At 35.7% G+C, this 23,219-nt stretch carries 20 protein-coding genes; 9 read left to right on the top strand and 11 right to left on the bottom strand.

Going from position 1 to position 23,219, the window contains the following annotated elements; genetic code table 11:
• Positions 1-176: 176 nt before the first annotated feature.
• Positions 177-1,475: an adenosylmethionine--8-amino-7-oxononanoate transaminase gene (locus ABYK18_RS07135; protein WP_373035967.1), complete on the top strand. Its 1,299-nt coding sequence runs from the start codon at positions 177-179 to the stop codon at positions 1,473-1,475.
• Here ABYK18_RS07135 and ABYK18_RS07130 read toward each other — a convergent pair.
• Both ABYK18_RS07130 and ABYK18_RS07125 read right to left on the bottom strand, forming a co-directional pair.
• Positions 1,470-1,799 carry a thioredoxin family protein gene (locus ABYK18_RS07130; protein ID WP_373035966.1) on the bottom strand — a complete coding sequence of 110 codons (330 nt, stop codon included), beginning with the start codon at positions 1,797-1,799 and terminating at the stop codon, positions 1,470-1,472. The genes ABYK18_RS07135 and ABYK18_RS07130 overlap by 6 nt on opposite strands.
• Before the next feature lie 22 nt (positions 1,800-1,821).
• Complete coding sequence (locus ABYK18_RS07125; RefSeq protein ID WP_373035965.1) at positions 1,822-2,412, bottom strand: class II aldolase and adducin N-terminal domain-containing protein; 591 nt, start codon at positions 2,410-2,412, stop codon at positions 1,822-1,824.
• 197 nt (positions 2,413-2,609) lie between these two features.
• Here ABYK18_RS07125 and ABYK18_RS07120 point away from each other — a divergent pair, with 197 nt between their 5' ends.
• A complete protein-coding gene (locus ABYK18_RS07120; RefSeq protein ID WP_373035964.1) occupies positions 2,610-4,472 on the top strand; it encodes a diguanylate cyclase domain-containing protein in 1,863 nt (620 codons plus the stop codon).
• Positions 4,473-4,481: 9 nt separating this feature from the next.
• The gene (locus tag ABYK18_RS07115) at positions 4,482-5,012 is read left to right on the top strand and encodes a macro domain-containing protein (protein ID WP_373035963.1); all 531 of its coding nucleotides are present in this window, start codon (positions 4,482-4,484) and stop codon (positions 5,010-5,012) included.
• 14 nt (positions 5,013-5,026) lie between these two features.
• Here the strand turns inward: ABYK18_RS07115 and dnaJ are convergent, their stop codons facing one another.
• Positions 5,027-6,151 carry a molecular chaperone DnaJ gene (gene dnaJ / locus ABYK18_RS07110; protein WP_373035962.1) on the bottom strand — a complete coding sequence of 375 codons (1,125 nt, stop codon included), beginning with the start codon at positions 6,149-6,151 and terminating at the stop codon, positions 5,027-5,029.
• Between the two features lie 75 nt (positions 6,152-6,226).
• Here dnaJ and ABYK18_RS07105 point away from each other — a divergent pair, with 75 nt between their 5' ends.
• Genes ABYK18_RS07105 through ABYK18_RS07090 form a run of 4 tightly spaced genes read left to right on the top strand, consistent with a single transcriptional unit; the run spans position 6,227 to position 11,267 of the window.
• Entirely contained in the window at positions 6,227-7,336 is a 1,110-nt protein-coding gene (locus ABYK18_RS07105; RefSeq protein ID WP_373035961.1) for a murein transglycosylase A, read from the top strand.
• On the top strand, positions 7,317-7,886 hold the full coding sequence (recR, locus tag ABYK18_RS07100) for a recombination mediator RecR (protein ID WP_373035960.1): 570 nt from the start codon (positions 7,317-7,319) through the stop codon (positions 7,884-7,886). Before ABYK18_RS07105 ends, recR begins: the two co-directional genes overlap by 20 nt.
• A gap of 2 nt (positions 7,887-7,888) precedes the next feature.
• Entirely contained in the window at positions 7,889-8,794 is a 906-nt protein-coding gene (locus ABYK18_RS07095) for a phospholipase A (protein WP_373035959.1), read from the top strand.
• A 52-nt stretch (positions 8,795-8,846) separates the two neighbouring features.
• Positions 8,847-11,267: a hydrogenase small subunit gene (locus tag ABYK18_RS07090; RefSeq protein WP_373035958.1), complete on the top strand. Its 2,421-nt coding sequence runs from the start codon at positions 8,847-8,849 to the stop codon at positions 11,265-11,267.
• On the opposite strand, the gene ABYK18_RS07085 is transcribed toward ABYK18_RS07090, so the two are convergent.
• The gene (locus ABYK18_RS07085; protein WP_373035957.1) at positions 11,264-12,820 is read right to left on the bottom strand and encodes a SulP family inorganic anion transporter; all 1,557 of its coding nucleotides are present in this window, start codon (positions 12,818-12,820) and stop codon (positions 11,264-11,266) included. The two genes, ABYK18_RS07090 and ABYK18_RS07085, sit on opposite strands and share 4 nt — an antisense overlap.
• 153 nt (positions 12,821-12,973) lie before the next feature.
• Here ABYK18_RS07085 and ABYK18_RS07080 point away from each other — a divergent pair, with 153 nt between their 5' ends.
• Positions 12,974-14,647, top strand: coding sequence for a nickel-dependent hydrogenase large subunit (locus tag ABYK18_RS07080; RefSeq protein WP_373035956.1), 1,674 nt, complete (start codon positions 12,974-12,976; stop codon positions 14,645-14,647).
• 8 nt (positions 14,648-14,655) lie between these two features.
• On the opposite strand, the gene ABYK18_RS07075 is transcribed toward ABYK18_RS07080, so the two are convergent.
• The 7 genes from ABYK18_RS07075 to ABYK18_RS07045 all read right to left on the bottom strand — a co-directional run bounded on the left by ABYK18_RS07075 (position 14,656) and on the right by ABYK18_RS07045 (position 21,416).
• Entirely contained in the window at positions 14,656-16,050 is a 1,395-nt protein-coding gene (locus ABYK18_RS07075) for a chloride channel protein (RefSeq protein ID WP_373035955.1), read from the bottom strand.
• A 53-nt stretch (positions 16,051-16,103) separates the two neighbouring features.
• Positions 16,104-16,562 carry a nucleoside deaminase gene (locus tag ABYK18_RS07070; protein ID WP_373035954.1) on the bottom strand — a complete coding sequence of 153 codons (459 nt, stop codon included), beginning with the start codon at positions 16,560-16,562 and terminating at the stop codon, positions 16,104-16,106.
• A gap of 17 nt (positions 16,563-16,579) precedes the next feature.
• On the bottom strand, positions 16,580-17,371 hold the full coding sequence (locus ABYK18_RS07065; RefSeq protein ID WP_373035953.1) for a shikimate dehydrogenase: 792 nt from the start codon (positions 17,369-17,371) through the stop codon (positions 16,580-16,582).
• Positions 17,372-18,775, bottom strand: a complete 1,404-nt coding sequence (locus ABYK18_RS07060) for an anthranilate synthase component I family protein (protein WP_373035952.1) — start codon at positions 18,773-18,775, stop codon at positions 17,372-17,374.
• Positions 18,772-19,434, bottom strand: a complete 663-nt coding sequence (locus ABYK18_RS07055; RefSeq protein WP_373035951.1) for an SPOR domain-containing protein — start codon at positions 19,432-19,434, stop codon at positions 18,772-18,774. Before ABYK18_RS07055 ends, ABYK18_RS07060 begins: the two co-directional genes overlap by 4 nt.
• A gap of 52 nt (positions 19,435-19,486) precedes the next feature.
• Positions 19,487-20,029, bottom strand: a complete 543-nt coding sequence (locus ABYK18_RS07050; protein WP_373035950.1) for a DUF1882 domain-containing protein — start codon at positions 20,027-20,029, stop codon at positions 19,487-19,489.
• 139 nt (positions 20,030-20,168) lie between these two features.
• Positions 20,169-21,416, bottom strand: coding sequence for a serine hydroxymethyltransferase (locus ABYK18_RS07045; protein ID WP_373035949.1), 1,248 nt, complete (start codon positions 21,414-21,416; stop codon positions 20,169-20,171).
• 180 nt (positions 21,417-21,596) lie between these two features.
• Between ABYK18_RS07045 and ABYK18_RS07040 the strand changes: the two genes are divergently transcribed.
• Complete coding sequence (locus tag ABYK18_RS07040; protein ID WP_373035948.1) at positions 21,597-23,078, top strand: sensor histidine kinase; 1,482 nt, start codon at positions 21,597-21,599, stop codon at positions 23,076-23,078.
• Positions 23,079-23,219: the final 141 nt, after the last annotated feature.

Genomic DNA, 23,219 nt, shown 5'->3' with positions numbered 1-23,219 from the left:
TATGATATTTTTGTAATTCTATGTAAATTCGTATTAAACCTTGATAAATGTGAGTCTGTTATTTTAGTTAAAGTTTACATAAACTTACTATGATGGTTAGACAATATCATTATAAACTCGACTTTTTAATATATTTCATATAGAATTGCATTAAGTATATTATGAGGATAGTTAGTATGAAAAACGAAGAACTTAAAAATAGAGACTTGGATGTCTTATGGCATCCGTGTACCCAAATGAAAGATCACGAAACCTTACCGCTCACTCCTATAAAAAAAGCTTACGGTGTATATCTTGAAGACTTTGAAGGCAATAAGTTTATAGATGCGGTAAGTAGTTGGTGGGTTAATCTCTTTGGACATACTAACCCTTATATAAATAAAAAAGTGAAAGAACAGTTGGATACTTTAGAACATGTTATTTTAGCCGGTTTTACACATGAGCCTGTGGTTAGGCTGTCTGAACGTTTGGTAAAACTAACACCGGAGGGCTTAGAGAAATGTTTCTATTCAGACAATGGTTCAAGTGCTGTGGAAGTTGCTCTAAAGATGAGTTATCATGCACACAAAAATGATGGAAAAGTCGGTAAAAACATCTTTGTATCACTAACAAATTCATACCATGGTGAAACCATCGGAGCACTTAGTGTTGGTGACGTAGAGCTTTACAAACAAACATATGAGCCACTTTTGCTTAAAACGATACAGACTCCGGTTCCTAGTGATATGAGTATAGAATCCGCACAGATAGCAGCAGGCAAGTTTGAAGAGTTGTGTAAAAATAGAGCAGATGATATAAGTGCAATTATTCTGGAGCCATTAGTTCAAGGTGCCGGTTATATGCATATGTATCATCCTGAATTCTTAGTTCTTGTGCGCGCCATTTGTGATGAGTATGATGTACATCTCATAGCTGATGAGGTAATGGTCGGTTTTGGTAGAACGGGAGAGTTGTTTGCGTGTCAAAAAGCAAATATCACGCCTGATTTCATAGTTTTATCAAAGGGCTTGACAGGAGGCTATCTTCCTCTTTCTGTAGTGCTTACGACAAATGAGATATATGCAAAGTTTTATTGTGACTACGGTGAATATAAAGCATTTTTACACTCTCACTCATACACAGGAAACGCACTTGCCTGTGCCGCTGCAAACGCGACGCTCGATATATTTGAAAATGATGATATTATTGAGAAAAACAGAGCTATTTCAAAGTATATGGGAAATAAACTTGAAAAGTTTAAAGAACTTGAAAATGTAGCGTCTGTCAGGCAAACAGGGATGATATGTGTGGTTGAGTTAAAAGGATATAAAACGGAAGAGAGGATAGGTTTAAAAGTTTACGCTCACGGACTTAAAAATGGTGTTTTACTTAGACCTCTTGGACATGTGGTTTATTTTATGCCTCCATATATTATAACGAACAAAGAGATTGACAAGATGATGGATATAGCCTATGAAGCTATAAACGGATTATAGTTTAGATTCTATGATTTTTTGGATATCTTCAGATAAAACAACACCTTCTGCTTCGTAGAGAATATTGTCTTTGTTTTCAAATATAATCATGGTAGGAAGTTGATAGACGTCATAAGCTTCTGCAATCTCTGGAGATTCATCACAATCGACTAGCAATATTGATACATTATTATTTATGTCTTCAAGCTGGTCTAGTTCCATTTCTAATGCGGAACAAGCTTCACAAAACTCTGAACCAAACTTTACTATAACAATTTTGCCCTTACCGAGCTCTCCATCCATTACAACTTGAAAACTTTCTTCATCTACATTGAATTGTGCCATTTATATATTTCCTTTTATTTTTTTAGTCAAAATTAAAATCTCTTTGAGAGCCGTCAAGCATCAGAAGCCTGCAACTTTTTTCCAGAATTGCTAATTTTTTTGCCATTTCATGTATATCTCTGTTAAATGTGTAAACGCCATAGCCCCGTATAACCATTATGTTTGTTTTTTGTGTTTGAAAGTAGTAGGCAATTTCGCTTTGTGCTCTGTCATACCAATCTTCAAACTGTTTTGGATCGATTATATCAATAGAACCAAGCTCTTTAAAACCAAAATAATCTTTTGGAGTAATCATGTTGTGTTCTAATGAGTAGGCTGTTGTAAAAGGAGGCATGCTGAATGATACAAATTTAGCATCTGAGATTTGAGAATAGATGCTAAAATGGATATTTGAATCTATGCTCGCTTGGTTCCATCTGTAATCTTTTTTAAAATACAATTCAATAAGAGAATCATTGTCTAATGCATCAAAGACAGCTTCTTTTGTGTTTATAATAAAGCGATTTGATTCAGTTTTTGCAGATAAAGAACCGTGATAGATGCCAAAAAAATCTTTTCTAAACATAGATAATGCCAAAGTCGATAGTTGATTTTTTAAGTGTTGTCTATTCATCTTGTCACATCTGCCTTTATGATTTTGGGTAGTTTATCATAAATTATCTTTTAATTTCTTAGCATAAATGAGTTTTATTTTTTGTGATTTGTTACATATGTTAATTTTTATTATAAATTTTTATATGTTACTATCACATTTCAGAAACTATAAGTAAAAATATATAATAATAAAGAAAAAAATGGAAGTGGAATATAATGTTTAGACTTAATCTTTTTGTTCCTCTTATGTTTGTCACACTTATAATGGCCATATTTACAGTGGTTACAATAATATATGTACAAGAAGATTCTATTCATAAAAGTAAAGAGAAGATTGCAGAACAATTTGCAAAAGACTTAAATGAAAAAGTCTCAATAGAAGCTGCCGTAATTAGTGAATATATAAATTTCATTCAAGAAAAAAAAGATGTTTCAGGATTTTTTTTAGAAGGAGATAAAGTAAAACTCAATAAATCTGTAAAGGATTTGTATGATAGATTGAACAAAAATGTACAACTCACACATATGTATTTTATTAAAACTGACGGCAGTGTTTTTCTTCGAGTCCATAATTATCAAATAGATAAAGATATCATAGATAGAGTTACGTTTAAAAGAGCAAAAGAGAGTAACTCACTTTTTTACGGCTTAGAATTCGGACCGATGAAAAACTATACATTACGGGTAGTAAAACCGTGGTTTGTCGATGGAAAATTAGTAGGCTACATAGAACTTGGAAAAGAAATAGATAAGATTATTAATCAACTATCACTCTCTTTAAATACGGATATCTACATAGCTGTAAAAAAAGATATATACAAAGAGTGTTCCCAAGAGCTGAAAAAATCACTTTTATCAAAAGTTCAGACAAGCAATCATTATATTGTATATAACACATCAAAAGTTCCACTTGAAATAGAGTCTATTTTAAATGGCGATATTTTAAATGAAGACATACATCACGATGGCAATGAATATTTCATTTCTAAAAATATTCTTTCAGATGTATCTGGCAAAGAACACGGTTATTTTATTTTTTTAAGTGATGTTTCTTTAGAACATCGCATTATGTATGGTTCTATAAAAATATTGAGTTTAATTATTTTGGTAATAGCCGCCATATTGATTGGCGGTGGATATATTCTAATTAAAAGTAAAGAAAAAAATATACATAGGTTGACTTCCAGACTTGAGAAGAAAAAAAATGACCTGGCTATTTTTAATACTAAGCTTCAAAAGCTTTTTGATCTTCAAAAGAATATTATTGTTCTTACCAACGGCAGGTCTATTGTTATGGCGAATCAGGCAATGTTTGATTTCTTTGGATTTAAAGATATTGATGATTTTGCAAATCATCATAAATGTATATGTGACAGATTTGTCAAAGATGATAATTTTTTTCATTTGGATAAAGTTGCTGAGGATAAAAACTGGATTGATACAGTTAAATTTTTATCAGAAGAAAAGCGCATTGTCGCAATGCTTGATTGTAATTTGATGTTACACACCTTTAGCATCTCTGTCAGTCCGTTTGAAGAGGGAAGTTTTATTATATCTTTTACAGATATCAGCAACACAATGATTGAACATTCTAACTTGAAGAAAAAAGTAACTCACGATAAATTAACAGGTGCTCTAAACAGAGAGTTTTTTGAAAATAATGTTGAATTAATTATCAAAAATGCACTTCCTAGAAGAGTGGGATTTGTTCTTTGTGACATTGATAATTTTAAACTTGTCAATGATACTTACGGACACAATTGCGGAGATATTGTTTTAAAAGATTTTACAAAAATCATCAAAAACTCAATACGTGAGAGTGATTATCTTATCAGGTGGGGTGGAGAAGAGTTTATAATTTTGATGAATATCAATAATATAAATGCACTTGGTAAAGTTACAGAGCACATACGAAAGCTTGTTGAAGAACATCATTTTGAAGAAGTAGATAGAGTAACATCAAGTTTTGGTATTTCACTGTACAATGAAGGAGAAGAAGTGATTGATACCTTGGAAAGGATAGATAAGGCTTTATACAAAGCAAAAGATAACGGAAGAAATCAAGTTCAAATACTTTAAAGGGATAAAATGAGCTTTAAAATAAAATTTGGAAATCTTGTAAAAGAAAAAGCTACATTTATAGTAAATGCGTCTAACACGGAACTTACACTGGGCAGCGGTGTGTCACATGCTTTTAGTGAGCAATGCGGTGGTGCTTCTTATCAAAAAGAGCTTTATGAAATCAAAAAAAATGTTGGGAATATAGCACAAGGTGATGTTGTTATATCAGGCCCCGGTTCTGCTACAAATTTCAGATATGCTCTTCATGTCGCAGTAATGAACTACAGTGATAACTCAAAACCTGCTAATCCTACATATATGCAAATACAAAATGCTTTAGAGTCGATGTTGAGTATTATCAAAAGCAAGGTTCAAAACGAAAGTATTCAAAATCCGAGTGTGGTTATACCGCTTCTTGGATGCGGGGTCGGAGGATTAAAAAAAGAGAAAGTATTTTTGATGATAAAAAGTATTTTTCAAAAAGCGGATTTTGATTTGGATACAATCATCTGCTTTCATAATAAACAAGACTATTATGAGTTTTCGTCTAAAGTTTAGGTGATGAGAGCGGTTTATTTAAACCAGCTCTTCATTTTCTCAATTGCAGAGTCTAAAACTCCCTCATGAGGTTTAGATTCGATGCCAAAAGAGTCTTGTAATTTAGTCAAAAGCTCTTTTTGTTCATCATTTAGTTTTTTAGGATAAGTGATGTTTACTTGAGCGATTAAGTTTCCTTTACCGTGTCCGTGTACATCTTCAATACCTTCACCTCTAAATGTGAAGTGTTGTTTATCTTTTGTTCCGACGTCAAGTTTAAGTTCTAACTCTCCAGTTAATGAAGGGATAGTAAGAGTCTCTCCTGCAACTGCCTGAGTGAAGAAAACGGGGATAGCGATATAAACATCGTTTCCTTCTCTTTGGAAGTGTTTATCAGGTTTTACGGCAAAAGTAACATATAAGTCACCTCTTGAACCACGTTTGCCTATATTACCTTTTCCTGAGACTCTCAGACGATTACCTTCATCTATCCCCTTAGGAACCTTGATAGTTACAGATTCTCTTGCCTCTTCATAACCTTCTCCATGACAGTTAGTACATGCTTCTGATGGAGCACTGCCTGTACCGTTACATACAGGACAAGTTTGAGAGAAAGTCATAAAGCCTTGTTTCATATAGACTTGACCCTGACCTTTACACTGTGCACAAGTAGAGAGCTTACCGTTCTTAGCTCCGGTGCCGCTGCATGGTTTACAAGCTTTTTTGTAAGTAAACTCTATCTCTTTTTCGCATCCAAAAATAGCTTCATTAAATGAGATGTACATATCTACATTCATATCAAGTGGATATTTTTCCATGTCTGCCGGATTTTGACGACGACTTCTTCCGCCTCCAAATCCGCTAAACATCTCTTCAAACATCGAGCCTAAATCATCAAAGCCGCCAGATGAACGGCGACCGCCGCCGCCCATGCCTTGAAGTCCTTCTTTACCGTAACGGTCATAGATGCTTCTTTGCTGGTCGTCACTTAGACATTGATATGCTTCATTACATAATTTAAATTTGTGTTCTGCTTCTGAATCACCGGGATTTTTATCGGGATGATATTGTTTAGCCATTTTTCTATAGGCTTTTTTAATAGTTGTTTTATCAGCATTTTGCGATACTTCTAGTATTTCATAATAACTTAGATCTTGCATAATATAATTACTGTCCTATAAATAAATTTTTCGCAATTATATCGTTTTAAATTTAATATCAGTATAATCCTATTTATGACACTAAAAATTATAACTCTGTTTTTCATTTCTCTACTCTTCTTAGGCTGTTCCATAGAACCTAAAATACTCTTTTCTCAGATGCCCCAAACACACTTGACGCAAACTGATTTTGATGAACTTCCCAACTGGGAAAATGAAGATTATCGGCAAGCAATAAGCTCTTTTTTAAACAGCTGCCAAAGTCCTAAGAGCAAAAAAATATACTCTGAGTTATGTTTAAAAGCAAATGACACTCAAGACTATAAAGCATTTTTTGAGAGAGAGTTTAACGTATATAAGATTGCATCTGATGATGCAAGTAGTGAAGGACTTTTAACCGGTTATTATGAGCCTAGTCTAAAAGGTTCTTTAACAAAAAAAGAACCATATATCTATCCTGTATACGGTGAACCGAATGACCTTGTTAGCGTTGATTTAAGCAGCATCTACCCGGATTTGAAAAACTATAGGCTTCGAGGTCGCATCGAAGGCAAAAAACTGGTTCCGTACTTTACAAGAGAAGAGACAAAAGAAGAAAAATTAGATGCCGATGTTATCTGTTATACAGATTCCATAATCGATCTTTTCTTTTTAGAAGTTCAAGGCTCAGGAAGAGTGAACTTGGATAATGGAGAAAGCATTTTTATAGGCTATGCAAATCAAAACGGCTATAAATACAGCTCTATTGGAAAATATTTGATAGAAAAAGGCGAAATAGCAAAAGAAAATATCTCACTTCAAAGCATCCGAGCGTGGTTTGAAGAGCATCCTGATAGAGTAGATGAAGTCCTTAATTATAATAAATCCGTAGTATTCTTCAGAGAAAAGAATCATGCGGCATCCGGGTCGTTAGGAGTAATTTTAACACCTGAGCGTTCGTGTGCCGTAGACAGAAACTATATTCCTTTAGGAAGTATGTTGTTTTTAGATGCTAAAATAAACAAAAAAAATGTAAGCAGGATAGTAATGGCGGAAGATACGGGCGGTGCTATAAAGGGTTCTCTTAGAGCAGATATGTTTTTCGGTTCATCTCCTGAAGCAGAAGCAACTGCCGGCGAATTAAAATCGCCTTTGAACTTGTGGATATTTTTACCAAAGGGTGCAGATGCGCGGCTCACTAGATAAATTCAATCGTTTGGTAGATGCATTACAGGAACTGCCGACAATAGGCAAAAAATCAGCTACAAGACTTGCCTATCATATGGTCATCAAAGAGAGTTATGTAGGTATGAAGATATCTCATGCCATTGAAGAAGCTCTTGGCTCTGTAAAGAAGTGTACAATTTGTGGCGGTATGAGCGAGGATGAACTATGCTTTATCTGCTCAGATGAGAGACGAGATGCTACGGTACTGTGTATTATAGAAAATGCAAAAGACATCCTTTTACTTGAAGAAAACGGACTCTTTGACGGTAAATATTTTGTACTTGATTCTTTGGAAGAACTCAGTATCTCTCATCTGCTTAAAATTGTTGAAAGCGGAGTGAATGAAGTAATATTTGCTTTAACGCCGTCTATCTCAAACGATGCCGTTATCCTTTACATAGAAGACAAGCTTAGTGAATATAAAATCAACTTTTCTAAAATCGCACAAGGTGTTCCAACAGGTGTAAGTCTGGAAAATATTGACATTTTGTCTCTTACAAGAGCTATGGAAGATAGAGTAAAGGTGTAGTTATGAAATATATATTACTGTTTTTGTTTTTGTGTTCAGTTCTTTTTTCTTCTAATATAGATGCCAAAAAAGGTAAAGAAGTTGAAAAGTATGAAGTAAGCGAGATAGAAGATGCCAAGGCGAAAAGAGGTATGCAAAAGTGGCTAAACAGTGACTTTGGACTTAAACCGCACAAGGTAAACTACATACTCCCTTTTGCGTACAGAGAAGGTACTTATAAGTCCTATGTGCTTACAGACGAGTACAGAAATATTGAGGGCGAACTGCAAATGAGTTTGAAATTGTATTTAGGCACCGGTTTATTTGGCTTAAATGAGAGTTATTATCTTGCTTATTCGCATCAGGCCTTTTGGCAGATATATTCAGAATCTTCCCCTTTTAGAGAGACTAACTATAATCCTGAAGGCTTTGTGGAATTTCCTATAGCTGATAAAGATTCATTTTTAAATATGAAATCTGTAAAACTTGGTCTGGCTCACACTTCAAACGGTCAAGGAACTAATAAAGATGTTGTATATGCCACTCCTGCAGATAATCCCGGGAATCGTTCAAGAAGTCTAAATTATATGTACTCAGAGTTTGCATTTCAGTATAATACGCTTCTTACCGAGCTTAGACTTATATCTCCATTCCCTGGAACAGAAGATGACGAAGACAATCCTGATATTATGAAATACCTTGGATATACATCTGTAAAGTTTAATTACTTCACGGGAGAACATATGTTTACTCTTATGGGAATGGGAAATTTTTCCACAGGATACGGGGCAGTTGAAGTAACATATTCTTATCCTCTTATTGATGATGCCTATCTGTATGTAAAACTCTTTAGCGGTTACGGAGAGAGTCTTATCGACTACAATAACTACATAACCAAATTTTCTGTGGGGTTTAGCTTTTCAAGATAGATTGTTATATAATATATAAAGTTGTAAAAAGTTTATATATTAAGGATTGCATATGAGAGTGGTAATCGTCGGTGGCGGAATTGCCGCTGTATATTTGGCAAACAACCTTAAAAAACAAGACTCCTCTTTGGAAGTCACTATTGTCAGTGACGAGAAGCATCCTCCTTATGACAGGATACATCTTTGCCGTCTTATTGATGCCTCACAAGATGAAAGTGACATCTCTCTGCCGCTTGACCCTACCGTACAATTGGAACTAAACCACACAGTAAACAAAATAGACAGGGATGCCAAGAGAGTCTTCTCCGATAATGCCATGTTTAGTTATGACAAGCTCATCATTGCCACAGGTTCCATTCCTGTTACTCTTTTTGATATAAGTGGCATAAAAAATGCAGCTGTATTTAGGAGTGCTGATGATTGTGACATAATCAGAGGCGAAACAGAAGGAAGAGAAGTAGTCATAGTCGGAAGCGGTCCTATTGGTCTGGAACTCCTAGAGACTCTCAATGACATGCCAAATATTTCAAATATTACTCTGCTCATCAGAGGTAAGCATCTATACTCCAAAGACCTCTCTATAGATTCTGTAAAAACCATAGAAGAGTGTTACACGAAAGATGGAAAAATCAAGATATCTTATGAAGATGAAATAATTGATAAAGTTATTGAAAATGGTGAAATAGTCTCAATCCAAACAAAAAAACTAAACATTAAAAATCCTTTTCTCATTTTTGGTACAGGTATAAAGCCAAACATTGAAAATTTCAGAGATACTCTTAGAAGCAACAAGGGAATACAAACAAACCTTTATATGCAGACGGAAGATGAGAGCATCTATGCAGTAGGTGAGTGTGCCGAAGTAGAGGAGTTTAACTTTGTAGCAGGGCATGTCAAAGAGTGTACTATGGAAGCTGATTGTGCTATTTCTCATATAGTAGGAAGTGACGTTAAAGAGTTTGAACTAGGAGTCAGCATCGACATGCTAAAAGTCGGTGAGTTTGACCTCATAGAAGTTAATTCTCCAAAGTTCAGCAGTGATTATGAGAAGATACTTATTACTTCAAAAGAAGATAGCAGAATAGATGAGTATTTTCTCAAAGATGACAAACTAACAAGATTTATAGGAATCAACTCAAACGTAGATGTTGGTTATATAGAGACACTCATAAACAGTGCTGAAGAAGTAGATATAAACTATCTTTACAAAAACAGGCTTGTAGGTGAGAGAGGACGACTCATTTGCAGTTGCGAGCATGTCTATCATCAAGACTTGGTAGATATAGTGACTCAAACAGGTATTGGCTCTTTTTCTGAGTTATCAAGTTTCTCCCAAGCGGGCAGGGTTTGCGGAAGGTGTAAGATAATGGTGCAAGACATTATAAAAGAGTCTCAGCATCTCATAGACCCGAATATGCCTAGAAAAACGCCCGAAGACATCAAACGTGAACGTGAGATAGCCGAAGTTCAAAAACGCATAGATAAGTTTAATGCACTCAACCCTAGAAATAATCTTACAACCGATAATCTAGATGCAGCGATGAGCTCCTTGGACATTGCAAAGTCAGAAGTAAACAGCTGGGTGTCGATGGTAACGGCTAACTTGCAACTTCATCCAAATTTTGAACAAGTCATTGAAGGTGCAGTATGTGCCTTGAATAAAGTCCCTATCATCTGGCTGGAACTCAGTGACTGCAGTGGAAATTCAGAAGCATTCATAAAGTCTACAAATCCGGCTATAGAAGATATTATATTTGACTATGTATCACTTGATTATCATGAACTGCTTATGAGTGCAAGCGGAGATCAGAGCGAGACTATTTTAGAGGATATCATCAACACTCAAAAAGATGAGTACATCTTGATTGTAGAGGGTGCGGTTCCGCTTGCAATGGATGGAAAATATCTTCGCATCGGACCAAAGGGCGAGACAGGAATTGAGCTTCTTAAAAAATGTGCCAAGGATGCTGCTCTTGTTTTATCCGTAGGCTCCTGTGCATTTGACGGCGGAGTCGTTGCAGCGCATCCAAATCCTACAGGTGCCGTAGGTGTTGCCCAGGCACTTGGCAGGGATGATGTCATAAACCTCTCAGGATGTCCTACGAATCCTACAAATATAGTAGGGACACTTCTCTCATATCTTATGTTTGAAGAACTTCCTCCGCTGGACAAGTTTAATCGTCCGCTTTGGGCTTATGCAAGTCGTGTGCATGATGATTGTGAAAGACGGGGTAACTATGAACTTGGTGAGTTTGTAAAAGAGTGGGGTGATGAAGGTGCTAAAAAAGGCTGGTGTCTTTTTGAGATGGGATGTAAAGGTCCGTACACAAACGTAAACTGCCCGACCATGAAGTTTAATGGCGGTACAAGTTGGCCCGTACAAGCAGGTCATGGATGCATGGGCTGTACAGAAATGGGCTTTTTTGATAAGTTTGCCAATGAGAGAAAGTATGAAGAGGAAAAAGAAGATTAAATCTCTTTAACAGCTTCATCCATATTTTTGTAGAATTCCACTTTATCAAACACGCGTGTTTTGTTAAGTTTAAGCAGTTGGGCTTTGTCTGCATCTTTTGCGAGTATCATTACTTTTATATCATCTATCTGTAATTTTGAGATGAGGTCTTTGAGCGTAAAAATAGCAGTTATATCTATAAACGGTACATCCAAGATATCAATGATAACGACTTTTGTATTTAAAACGGAGTTGGCCGTGCTCTCAAATGCAGTGCTTGAGCCAAAGAAAAATGCACCGTTTATCTTAATGACTCTCACATTTTTGTCTGCCAAGTCGTACTCCGAATCTGTTAGTATATTTTTATGATGAGTGTCTACAAGGGTTATCTTTGCTTCTTTTGTGATTCTATAAACTATCAGAAGAGATGCAAGGACTATACCGACTCCAACAGCAGTTATAAGATCGACAAAGACGGTTATGAAAAATACTACAAGCATTACACTTAAATCATTTTTCGGAGAATCCTTCCAGACAGATAAAAATCTATAGTCTAAGATATCAACACCGACTTTTATAAGTATACCCGCTAAAATCGCAAGAGGTATCTGAGATGCAAGGGGAGCTAAGAATAAGACAATAGCTAAAAGAATAAGAGAGTGAATCATTCCCGATATCTTATGAGTTCCGCCGCTTTTTATGTTTATAACAGTTCTCATAGTAGCACCTGCACCGGGAAGAGAACCCGTAAGTGCACAAATAGAATTTCCTATTCCTTGACCTATAAGCTCTTTGTTAGGGTTATGTTTCGTACCCGTTATAGAGTCGGCTACTATGGAAGTTAAAAGGGTGTCTATCATCCCCAAAACAGCCAAAGTAATAGCTAAAGATATAACGGTCGTGTAGTGTTGTAAATCCATAGTGGGCATTACAAACGAAGGCAGACTAGCAGGAATCTCACCGATAGTGTTTACGTTTAGGTTTAGATAGAAGCTAAAAGGTGTTAGAACTATAAGTGCAATAAGTGGAGTAGGTATTACTTTGGATATTTTACTTGGTGTAAAAAACATGATAATCATAGTGGCAGTAGCTATGATAAAAGCACTAAGATTTGCACTTGAGATATTTGATGGAAGTGTCATGAGTATATGAACTATAGATGCATCACTTGCAAGACCTAGATATGGGTTTATTTGCAAAATAATAATAATGATACCGATTCCACTCATGAAACCTGATATTACAGGATACGGAATATACTGAACAAACTTACCGATTTTGGAGATGCCAAAGATGATTTGAAAAATACCAGATAGTAAAATAGTTGTGACTATAAGACCTAAGTTACTCTCAAGAGCGATAACCGCTGCAGCAATAACTACTGTCATCGGTCCCGTGGGTCCTGATATTTGTGATGGCGTTCCACCAAAAAGTGAAGCAAAAAATCCTAAAATAATAGCACCGTAGATTCCTGCAGTAGCGCCCAAACCACTGGCAACACCAAATGCGAGACCTAAAGGTAGAGCAATGACTGCAGCTGTTATACCACCTAATAAATTTTGTTTTATATTCACTGTTTTTTGTCCATACAATTATTTGAACGCATTATATATCTACTTGCCTTAAGACAATACTTAAACACCGAAAATGTGATATTTAAACTTGAATTATTCTAAATGTTGATACTATTGTGTAAGTATCAATATTTAGTTAGTCAGAGGCTTATAATGAAAAAAATTGTCATTGATCCCATCACAAGAATTGAGGGGCATCTAAGAGCTGAGGTAGAAGTTGATGAAGATGGTGTTGTCCAAGAGGCATATGTCAGCGGGCAGCTTTTTCGCGGTATAGAAATTATATTGAGGGGTCGTGACCCGCGAGATGCAGGACTTATGGCAGGCAGGATGTGCGGTGTCTGTACAAACTCTCACTTTAGAGGAGCAATTTCGGCAGTTGAAGATGCATACTCCATACCCATTCCTAAAAATGCTGAGATTATCAGAGACCTCATAGCAATGGCTCTTTTTATACAAGACCATGTAGTTCATTTTTACCATCTTCATTCATTAGACTTTGTAGATATAACATCTGCCTTGCAAGCTGATGCGAAACTGACTTCAAAAGAAGCACACAAATACTCAGATAAACCCTTTAGAAACTCTCATTCTCATTACGAAGAGACAATAAAAAAGCTGCAAAATTTTGTAGATGCGGGTAAGCTAGGTCCATTTTCAAACGGCTACTGGGGGCATAGTGACTATAAACTCACACCTGAGCAAAACCTTGTTATGATATCTCACTATCTTGAGGCTTTAAAGTTTCAGACAAAGATATCAAAAGCAGTGGCCATTTTCGGCGGTAAGACTCCGCATCCTCAAAGTTTGGTCGTAGGCGGGGTTACAAGTGTTGCCGATATGCTGAATCCTCAAAGACTAAACGATTATCTTTTTGTTATAAAAGAGGCAAAAGAATTTATAGACCGTGCATATCTTCCGGATGCAAAACTTCTTGCAACTGCTTACAGAGATGAGATAAAAGCAGGAATTGGCCGTGCAAACGGTAACTTTATGTCAGTAGGCGGTTATGAGTTTGAGGGAGAGCAGAGACTCTTTTGTAACGGCGTAATCTATGGACATGACTTTGAAAATATAGAAGAGTTTGATGCAGATAAAATCACTGAAGAAATAGACCGTGCTTGGTACAAGGAAGATAAGGTGATGGGACATGAAGTTTGTTATACAGACTTAAATGAAGACGGAAGCCTGAAAACAGCAAATAATGATGATAAGTATTCTTGGATAAAAGCTCCAAGATATGACGGCAAAGTCATGGAGACAGGACCGCTTGCAAGGGTCTTGATTAGTTATAAAAAAGACAACACACTTATCAAATCTTTTGTAGATGAGTTTTTGCAAGACACTGATTTAGAGTTAATAGATTTATCTAGTACAGTCGGTAGAAATGCTGCTAGGGCTATAGAGACACTCTATATATGCGAGTATATTTTTAAGCTTGTATCTAGACTCATACAAAACATTAAATACTACGATACGGATACTTGGACCAAGTATGATTTTCAAACCTTAGACACAGAAGCAAAAGGTCGTATGTTTTTGGAAGTTCCGCGAGGTACACTGTCGCACTTTGTAAGTATCAAAGAGCAAAAAATAGAGAACTACTCTGTAATAGCTCCTACGACTTGGAATGCTACACCTAAAAATTTCGATGGAATACGGGGAGCTTATGAAGAAGCACTTGTGGGAATTAAGATAGAGGACAGTTCAAAACCGCTTGAAGTTTTAAGAGTTCTTCACTCTTTTGATCCATGTCTGGCTTGTGCGGTTCATATAGTAGATACTAAAGGTAAAGAGCTTAGTCGTTACAAAATAAAGAGTCTATAAAGAGCAGATTATAATTTTTTAGGGTTTGTTTTTTTCTTTCTCTCTTTACGTTTATATTGAAGTCGTTCACTGAGGTCTCTTATTTTATCCATATCTTGTTCTTTCATCTTAACTTCTGCATGTTGGATGCTTTCTCCAGGGTCTATGTCTAACATGTCAGATTTTTTCATTGCCAATATCTGTGATGGAAATACACTGCGATGTCCTGTCATCAAAAAACTGATAACTACGGATATAGCCGCATAGTGGGCTACTTCTATGCCAAAGAGTTCCATTGCCATAATGGTCGCTGCGATAGGCGCGTTTGTAGTCCCTGCTAAAACACTAACAAAACCAAGGGCTGCAAAAAAAGCTATATGGTCACCCATGAAATTTCCAAATAGATTACCGCTTGTTGCACCGATATAAAAGATTGGAGTAACAACCCCGCCGCTTCCGCCAAGACCCAAAGTGACAGAAGTAAACAGTGTCTTAAGAATAAATGCATACCAGGGAATGTCATCGGCAAACAGTTGATTTGGCTGTAGTGCATTATCTATGGTATCCAGTCCCAAGCCAAAATATTCATCTCCTACTATAAATGAAAGTAAGATTAAAATAGTTCCACCAAGAAAAGCTTTAACATAATTATTAAAAGGAATCTTTCCAAACATTCTGCTTGAGCGTTTCAAAAAAGTTATGGTAAAGTCAGAGATAAAACCAAAAAATAGTCCGGCTAACACAACTTGAAGAATAAGAGGAAAATCAAGTGCTATACGTTGATGAAAGTTTATATCAAAATAGGTATATTGGATTCCTAGATATTGAGCGGTTGTAAATGCTGAAAAACCTGCTATAAAAGAGGGAAGAAGTACTTCATAACGTATTAAGCCTATGATGAGAACTTCGACTCCAAAGATAGCTCCTGCAATCGGTGTGCCAAATACAGATGCAAATCCGGCACCGATGCCGCAGATAACAAGCTTTTTACGGTCCTCTTTTGTAAAGCGAAAAATGTCTGATACAAAAGAAGCCATCCCTGCACCAATTTGTGCTCCAGGACCTTCTTTACCTGCTGAACCGCCTGAAAAAATTGTCATGACGGTAGCAAGAAGTTTGATTGGAATAACGGCGATTTCTATCTTACCGTTTTTTTTATGTACTGCCTCAATTACCTTTTCAGTGCCGTGACCATCTGCATCCGGGGCAAACTTTTTTACTAACCAGATTGTTGCAACAAGCGCGAAAGGGAGTAAATAATAGTTTGGAAACGGCAGTAAATCCTGACTATGCTCCGAAAACTTCAGTATTTTTAAAAAGAGCGTAACACTTGCTCCAATGATTATCCCGATAATGGAAGAAAGGAAAAGCCACTTAGTAACACTTATAAAGATAGTTGTTTGCTCAATAGTGTGTTTTTTCATATATAGGGTATTGTACTCTATTTTATGAATTTATTGATAATCAAGTATAAATATTAGTAAATTATTCTGTCTTTTTTTTGTAGCCATGTTTCAAATAGTTTTGCATTGATTTTATGATCAATCTGCTTAAGTACTAAATCATTGTTTTGACCTTGTAGCATCTCATAAAAACGTTTATCATCAAAACCGCCTTTTGCAGCTTCCTCTTCTGTGGCACCGTAATAAACAGTATTGATCCTTGCCCAAAAAATAGCACCTAAACACATAGGACAAGGCTTGCATGTTGTATAAAGTATGCATCCGGATAAATCAAAACTATCAAGTTTTTTACTGGCTTCTCTTATTGCATTTATCTCAGCATGAGCAGTAGGGTCGTTACTTCTTAGAACTTCATTATGTGCCTGAGAGATTATTTTGTCATTCTTAATGATAACAGCACCGAAAGGACCGCCTTCATTAGCAAGCATTCCCTTTGTTGCTTCGTTATAAGCTATTTTCATCCATTTGTTCATAGCTTATGATACCAGAATTAGATTTCAAAACTACGCAACATGTTAGTTTTAATATCTTCTAGTTTTAACTCTTTGTTTACAAAAAGCTCATTTGCCAAAACACCTTGACCAAGAAGCATATCTGCTCCATCTTTAAAAGTAATGTTTTTTTCTTGTGCCAGACGTAAAAATGGTGTAACTTTTCCGTATATGGCATCTGCGACAAATGATGTATTCTCAAGGGCATCTACTATAATCTCCTTTGGTGCAGGAAGCTCTTCATCTTTTAGTCCTGCACTTGTTGTATTTACAACTAAGTCGTACTTTTTCGTAGAGTAACTTTCCCAGTCTGAAGTATTACAGCCAATCTCTTTAAAGTAAGAGAGTCTGCCTTGACTTCTGTTTAAAACAGATACTTTGATGTTGTCCTGCATAAATCTGGATGCTAATGCTTTTGCAGTTCCGCCTGCTCCGAGAATAAGGACATTATTAACTTTACCAAAGTCCTTTATAGCATACATAAAACCGTCGGCATCTGTGTTATATCCGATGAGTCTGCCGTTTTCGTTTATGAGAGTGTTTACCACACCTATATTTTTTGCAAAACCTCTAACTTCATCACAGGCTTTGTATGCTTCTTCTTTATGAGGGACAGTCACGTTTGCACCGCTAAGGCCAAGAGAGAAAAAAGTTTTTTTTAATTTTGATCCATCAAGAAGATGAACTCTTGTATAACACGCTTTATAGTTTAGTTTTTTAAATACACAGTTGTGCATAAGAGGAGAGTGGGAGTGTGATACGGGATCACCAAAGATCGCAAACAATTTCATTTAGTCTAAATCTTCTAGTGAATGTACAAGAGCTCCAAGTTTGTTTGTTACTTCTAAATATTCAAGCTCGTTTTGGCTGTCAGCAACAACACCTGCACCTGCTTGAAGCACAACTTTGTCATCTTTTACCATAGCTGTTCTTATCGTTATGGCAGTGTCCATGTTTCCGTCAAATCCGAAGTAACCTATACTACCGCTGTAAAAACCACGTTTGATTCCTTCATACTCGGCTATAAGCTCCATTGCTCTGATCTTTGGTGCTCCTGTCATTGTCCCTGCTGTAAATGTAGCCATAAAAAGGTCAAACATATCTTTATCGTCATCTAATTTTGCAGTAACATCTGAGACGATATGCATAACGTGAGAAAAACGCTCAATGTGCATCATGTCTTCAACTTTTACAGTTCCTGTTTTTGCAACACGGCTTACATCATTTCTGCCTAAGTCAATAAGCATTAGATGCTCTGCTAACTCTTTAGGGTCAGCTAGTAGCTCTTCTTCTAGCTCTTTGTCTCTGTGTTTATTTTTACCTCTTTTTCGTGTTCCTGCAATTGGACGAAGAAGTAATTCTCCGTCACTGAGTCTGACCATAACTTCAGGAGAACTTCCGACAATGTTGAAGTCATCATATTCAAGTAAAAACATGTATGGAGAAGGATTCTTGGTTCGAAGTATTCGGTAAAAACTAAAAGGGTCAACTTTGATTTTTCTTGTAAAACGATTTGTCATAAGTATCTGAAATACATCACCGCTTCTAATCATCTCTTTAGAATCTTCAATCATTTTGAAAAATTTTTCTTTTGAGTGGGCAAAACTGCCTTTGTCAGAACCTATGTTTTTCTTCATATGAACATATTCATAAGGACTTTTTAGTGATTCTTCTATGGAATCAAATTTCTGGCTCAACTCTTCTAGCGTACTGACAAGAGTGATTTGGTGATTTTTATGTGAATATACCAAAATAAGTTTAGGAAGCATTAAATCAAGATCAGGTGTATTTAACTCATCTGTCAAGTTATCCATACTTGAACCTAGTTTTGGCTCAAAAACTTTGACCATATCGTAACCGATATAACCTATAAAACCATCAACATAGCCAATCTTCAGTTCAATTGTTGCTTCTTTATATTTTGTAGTATCTATTTTGCTGTAATACTCTTTTAAAAATGTAAAAGGATTTTCTTTTTTTATATGTTTAACACCGTTGGCATCTGTATAGATAGTTTTATCGTCTATATATTGGAGCCTCTCTCTTGCTCCTATACAGATAAAACTATAGTTTCCATCACTCTGTCCAGCACTCTCTAAAAGGTGAGAAATCTCACCTTTGAACATACTTTTCAGTTTAGAATAAACGGCAATAGGCGCTAGTTGGTCTAGTATAAATTGTTTAGAGTATATCATTGTTGTTTAATTAAAAAAGCACCGGCTTCTATGTTGCTTCTAATAGTTCTTAGAGCAGCTCTTGCTTCTTTTTCAGTATAAAAAGGTCCAACTAAAACTTTGTTTAATGTTTTAGAATCTTTAGTTACTTTGTGAAACTCATACTTATAACCTTGGTTCAGTATAGAGTCTAAGAATTTTTTGTTTGGTGCGTATTTTGAAAAAGAACCGACTTGAACGAAGTATGCTTTTACATTAGAGACTTCAGCTTTTGGAGCCTCTTTTTTAACAGAAGTAACTTTTTCCGGTGTCGGTTTCGTTGGAGTTTTTACTTTTTGTTCTTTAGGTTTAGCAATAGCTTTGTTGTCTAAAGACTCTTGTTTAAGTCTTTGGGCGATTTCATCCAGGTTATCATTATTTTTTGAGTCTTCTTTGATTACTTGTACTTCTTCAAAAAGTGGTTCATCTTTAGGTCCAGAGATTGAGTTTGCTTCTTCTTTAGGAAGAGGAATGGGCTGTGGCAGATTGTCTTTTGCATCCGGAGTCAGGGTGCTCATTAACATTACTACAATGATTAATATTACTCCAAGTGTAGCTACAGCTAAAATGATTTTTTTATTACCGTTCGTAGATCCACCCCTATTTAAAATAATATCGTTTAATTCATTTTTTTCATTCATAAAATCACCCTTTTAGTTTTCTTGTTATTATCATACCAAAATTTTTTAATTATTACATATGTTTCGACCAAGAAGCTCCACGCTCCTTGGCATAAACTTCGTAAGGAAGCGTTAAAATATTATATTCATCTGGCATATCCGCATTTGGAAACATTCTCCATTGTTTAGGTTGTTTCGCTGCAAGTTTCATAGAGATCATTTTACCAAGCTGTATAGCTTCTTGAAGGGTTGTATGCCCTTTGTGGATATAGACATGCAGATGACCTTCTGTTTTTGTTTGATAAGCTGTAAAGTTTATATAACCTTCTTCACGAAGAAGAAGTTGAGCTTTGTGATAAAATCGTTCAGGATCTCTTCCATTGTAGTCTATAACAATATTTTCTACTTTATTACGACTGTTAACAAGAGAGTGTGCAACGGTGATTTCACCTTTAATATGTTGGTTGATGATTGACTGTGTCAATGGAGCATTTACTTTTTCAAACTTGTTGTAAAAAGTACGACCTTTAAAGGTTAGTTTATCCACTACTGTATCACGTTTTATCCAGTAGTGGTCACTGACCATTTTAATAAGTTTTAAGTCCATTGCAGTCATTTCATCCCTTTAATTTTATTTTATAAAATGAAAGGTTTCCTTTCATCTATTAAGTACGATGTCGGAACTAATTCCACCATCTACGTTAACACTGGGTTTCCTTCGGCAGGAAGCCCAAGGCACTAGTGCCTTTTAAATTTTAGTAAGTTGATTGATTATAAATTACAAAGTTTTGAGCTAAAGCTTTTAGTTCTTCTTTTATACTGGCTTGAAGTTCAGTGTTGTTGATATCATCAAGTACATCAGCCATTTTATTAGCAATAAATTCAAACTCTTTTTCTTTCATACCACGAGATGTAAGAGCAGGTGAACCTACACGGATACCAGAAGTAACAAACGGACTTCTAGTCTCACCGGGTACTGTGTTTTTATTGATAGTTATACCTGCATTACCAAGAGCTGCATCTGCATCTTTACCAGAAATATCACTACCTACAAAAGATACTAGAATCAAGTGATTGTCGGTACCGCCTGATACCACATCATATCCGCGTTTCATCATAACTTCAGCAAGAACCTTAGCATTAGCTTTTACCTGTTTAGCATACTCTTTCCAAGCCGGAGAAAGATTGTATTTAAAACCGACGGCTTTTGCAGCAATGACGTGAACAAGAGGTCCACCTTGAAGTGCAGGGAAAATTGCAGAGTTCATTTTCTTAGCAATCTCTTCGTCGTTAGTCATAATCATACCGCCCCTTGGACCTGCAAGAGTTTTGTGCGTCGTAGTAGTTACAACATGAGCGTGAGGGAACGGACTAGGATGCTCTCCTGCAGCTATAAGACCGGCAATATGTGCGATGTCTGCAAATAAAATTGCTCCGACAGCATCTGCTATTTCGCGGAATTTTTTGAAGTCAATTTCACGAGCATAAGCAGAAGCACCACATACAATAATCTTAGGTTTAGTGATTTGAGCAATATCCATAACTCTGTCGTAGTTGATACGACCGTCAAGCTCAACACCATAAGTAAAAGAGTGGTAGTTTTGACCGGAAAAACTTGGTTTTGAACCGTGAGTAAGGTGACCACCGTGACTTAAGTCCATACCAAGAAGTTTATCGCCTGCTTTTAATAAGCCTGCATAAACAGCAGCATTTGCCTGAGAGCCTGAGTGTGGCTGCACATTTGCAAATTTACATCCAAAAAGCTCACATGCTCTGTCAATCGCTAACTGCTCTACACCATCAGCATATTCACAACCTCCGTAGTAACGCTTAGCAGGATAACCCTCAGCATACTTGTTTGTGAAAACAGAACCCATAGCTTCCATTACAGCAGGAAGTGTAAAGTTTTCAGATGCAATCATCTCTAAGTGGTCAGTTTGACGCTCTAGCTCTTTTTCACACAACTCAAAAATTTCGTTGTCGTACTCTTTTAAAAAACTCATGGTAAAAATTCCTTGTTAAAATTCTATGGATTATACTCAAAGTATCATAATAAAAGACTGAATGAATCTTTGATTGATATAGGAAGCTGATGTGAATTACACTAGTTTTAATTTTTAATATTATTGTATGTTGCACGGTATGTTATAATATCACATGAAAATTAAGAAAGAGAAATTTGCATGAACATCATAGGTAAAAAAATTATAAAACCGCTTGGTGCAGTTTCTCTGCAGCGAAAGTTGTTTATGTTTATTGTTGTCGCTTTATCGTTGATAATTATCATTAGTGGCGCATTTATTTATAAGTTGGTCAACAATACATGTATGAAATCAGAAAATACACATATTGCAGTAATCGCTGAATCCTTAGCTCCTAGGGTAAGTGTATGGTACTTTATAAACAAGCAAGCTGACAACTCCCAAATGAATGAGTTTTTAAAAGAGATGCTAGTTTCGTATAAGCTGGAATATATAGCCTTTAGAGACAAAGATGGAGTTCTTATATCTGAGAGTAATACGTCAGAATATGTAGCTGGTGATTCTTATAATGTAAAATATAAAAAAGATATATACTCTCCACAAAGCGAGAATCTTAAAAACAGCATGGGCACTATTGAAATAGTTAAAAGTAATTATATGTTGAGAGAACTATCATACAAATATACTACAACAGGGATTCTTCTCGCTGCTTTATTAGCTTTGTATTTTTATTTAGAGATGCGTTTATTAAAAGGTCTTCTAATGCCTTTAAGCAGAATTGCAACAGAAATAAAAGGATATATGCCTGGTGATAAGCTAATTTTTAAATCGTTCGCTTCAAATAAAGATGATGTTATCTTTGAGATTGTGAACGGTTTTTTGCATATGCAGAAAAATATTGATGATGCGATGAGAGAAAAGGCAATCGAAGAAGAAAACAATAAAGCGAAAGACTCTTTTTTGCTTAAGCAGTCACGCTTTATTGAGATGGGAACGATGATAAGTAATATTTCTCATCAGTGGAAACAGCCTCTTAATATAGTTGAACTTTGTATCACTGATTTAACGCTTAAAGGTATGACAGGAGAAGTTGATTCCAAGTATCAGGAAAAACTTTTTAACGAGATTCATAATCAAGTGGTTTTTATGTCAAAAACTATTGATGTTTTTAAAAATTTTCTCAGTGAAGAACATAATGAAAAAAATGTTGAGGTCTTTTCTATTAAAAAAGCTATATTGGAAAGTTTACAACTGCTAGACAGTATATTTGACAATAAAAATATAGCCATCGAAGTAAATACAGATGAAGCTTCTTTTGCATATGGATCAATCAGTGAAATAGAACAGGCTATTTTAGTCATACTTCATAACGCCGTTGATGCCATATCAGGCACAAATAAAATAAATGGCAAGATAATTATTGACTGCACGGTTGAAGAAGAAAATAATGTAATTAAAATCTATGATAACGGCGGGGGATTTGATCCTGTGAATCTTGATAAAATATTTGATGCATATTTTACGACTAAGCATCAAGCACAGGGTACAGGATTGGGACTTTTTATAACAAAAACAATTGTTGAAATAAAGTTTAGCGGTACCATAGAAGCATATAATTATAAAGATGGTGCGCTTTTTGTTATTAAAATCCCTTTAGCAAAGCAAGAGGAAAAAAGTATTTAGCCTCTTGCAGCTTTTTTAGCTTTTTTTTCTTCTCTTTTTTCTTTTAAAGTTTTAGTTGCTGCTGTTTTAGCAGATTTTTGAACGTCTTTACCTTTTGCCATAATTATCTCCTCAATTTAAGATATAACATTCATTGTATCG

This window comes from Sulfurimonas sp., from assembly GCF_041563495.1.
Lineage (GTDB): Bacteria > Campylobacterota > Campylobacteria > Campylobacterales > Sulfurimonadaceae > Sulfurimonas.
The sequence above is the reverse complement of the archived record's forward strand: the minus strand, read 5'-3'. Positions and strand labels throughout refer to the sequence as shown.

Bases quoted from the DNA above. Each gene is read 5' to 3' on its own strand.
- ABYK18_RS07065 (WP_373035953.1), bottom strand. From the start codon at position 17,371: ATGAAATTGTTTGCGATCTTTGGTGATCCCGTATCACACTCCCACTCT.
- ABYK18_RS07060 (WP_373035952.1), bottom strand. From the start codon at position 18,775: ATGATATACTCTAAACAATTTATACTAGACCAACTAGCGCCTATTGCC.
- ABYK18_RS07130 (WP_373035966.1), bottom strand. From the start codon at position 1,799: ATGGCACAATTCAATGTAGATGAAGAAAGTTTTCAAGTTGTAATGGAT.
- dnaJ (WP_373035962.1), bottom strand. From the start codon at position 6,151: ATGCAAGATCTAAGTTATTATGAAATACTAGAAGTATCGCAAAATGCT.
- ABYK18_RS07115 (WP_373035963.1), top strand. From the start codon at position 4,482: ATGAGCTTTAAAATAAAATTTGGAAATCTTGTAAAAGAAAAAGCTACA.
- ABYK18_RS07095 (WP_373035959.1), top strand. From the start codon at position 7,889: ATGAAATATATATTACTGTTTTTGTTTTTGTGTTCAGTTCTTTTTTCT.
- ABYK18_RS07105 (WP_373035961.1), top strand. From the start codon at position 6,227: ATGACACTAAAAATTATAACTCTGTTTTTCATTTCTCTACTCTTCTTA.
- ABYK18_RS07125 (WP_373035965.1), bottom strand. From the start codon at position 2,412: ATGAATAGACAACACTTAAAAAATCAACTATCGACTTTGGCATTATCT.
- ABYK18_RS07120 (WP_373035964.1), top strand. From the start codon at position 2,610: ATGTTTAGACTTAATCTTTTTGTTCCTCTTATGTTTGTCACACTTATA.
- ABYK18_RS07075 (WP_373035955.1), bottom strand. From the start codon at position 16,050: ATGAAAAAACACACTATTGAGCAAACAACTATCTTTATAAGTGTTACT.
- ABYK18_RS07135 (WP_373035967.1), top strand. From the start codon at position 177: ATGAAAAACGAAGAACTTAAAAATAGAGACTTGGATGTCTTATGGCAT.
- ABYK18_RS07055 (WP_373035951.1), bottom strand. From the start codon at position 19,434: ATGAATGAAAAAAATGAATTAAACGATATTATTTTAAATAGGGGTGGA.
- ABYK18_RS07045 (WP_373035949.1), bottom strand. From the start codon at position 21,416: ATGAGTTTTTTAAAAGAGTACGACAACGAAATTTTTGAGTTGTGTGAA.
- ABYK18_RS07070 (WP_373035954.1), bottom strand. From the start codon at position 16,562: ATGAACAAATGGATGAAAATAGCTTATAACGAAGCAACAAAGGGAATG.
- ABYK18_RS07050 (WP_373035950.1), bottom strand. From the start codon at position 20,029: ATGACTGCAATGGACTTAAAACTTATTAAAATGGTCAGTGACCACTAC.
- ABYK18_RS07040 (WP_373035948.1), top strand. From the start codon at position 21,597: ATGAACATCATAGGTAAAAAAATTATAAAACCGCTTGGTGCAGTTTCT.
- ABYK18_RS07090 (WP_373035958.1), top strand. From the start codon at position 8,847: ATGAGAGTGGTAATCGTCGGTGGCGGAATTGCCGCTGTATATTTGGCA.
- recR (WP_373035960.1), top strand. From the start codon at position 7,317: ATGCGCGGCTCACTAGATAAATTCAATCGTTTGGTAGATGCATTACAG.
- ABYK18_RS07080 (WP_373035956.1), top strand. From the start codon at position 12,974: ATGAAAAAAATTGTCATTGATCCCATCACAAGAATTGAGGGGCATCTA.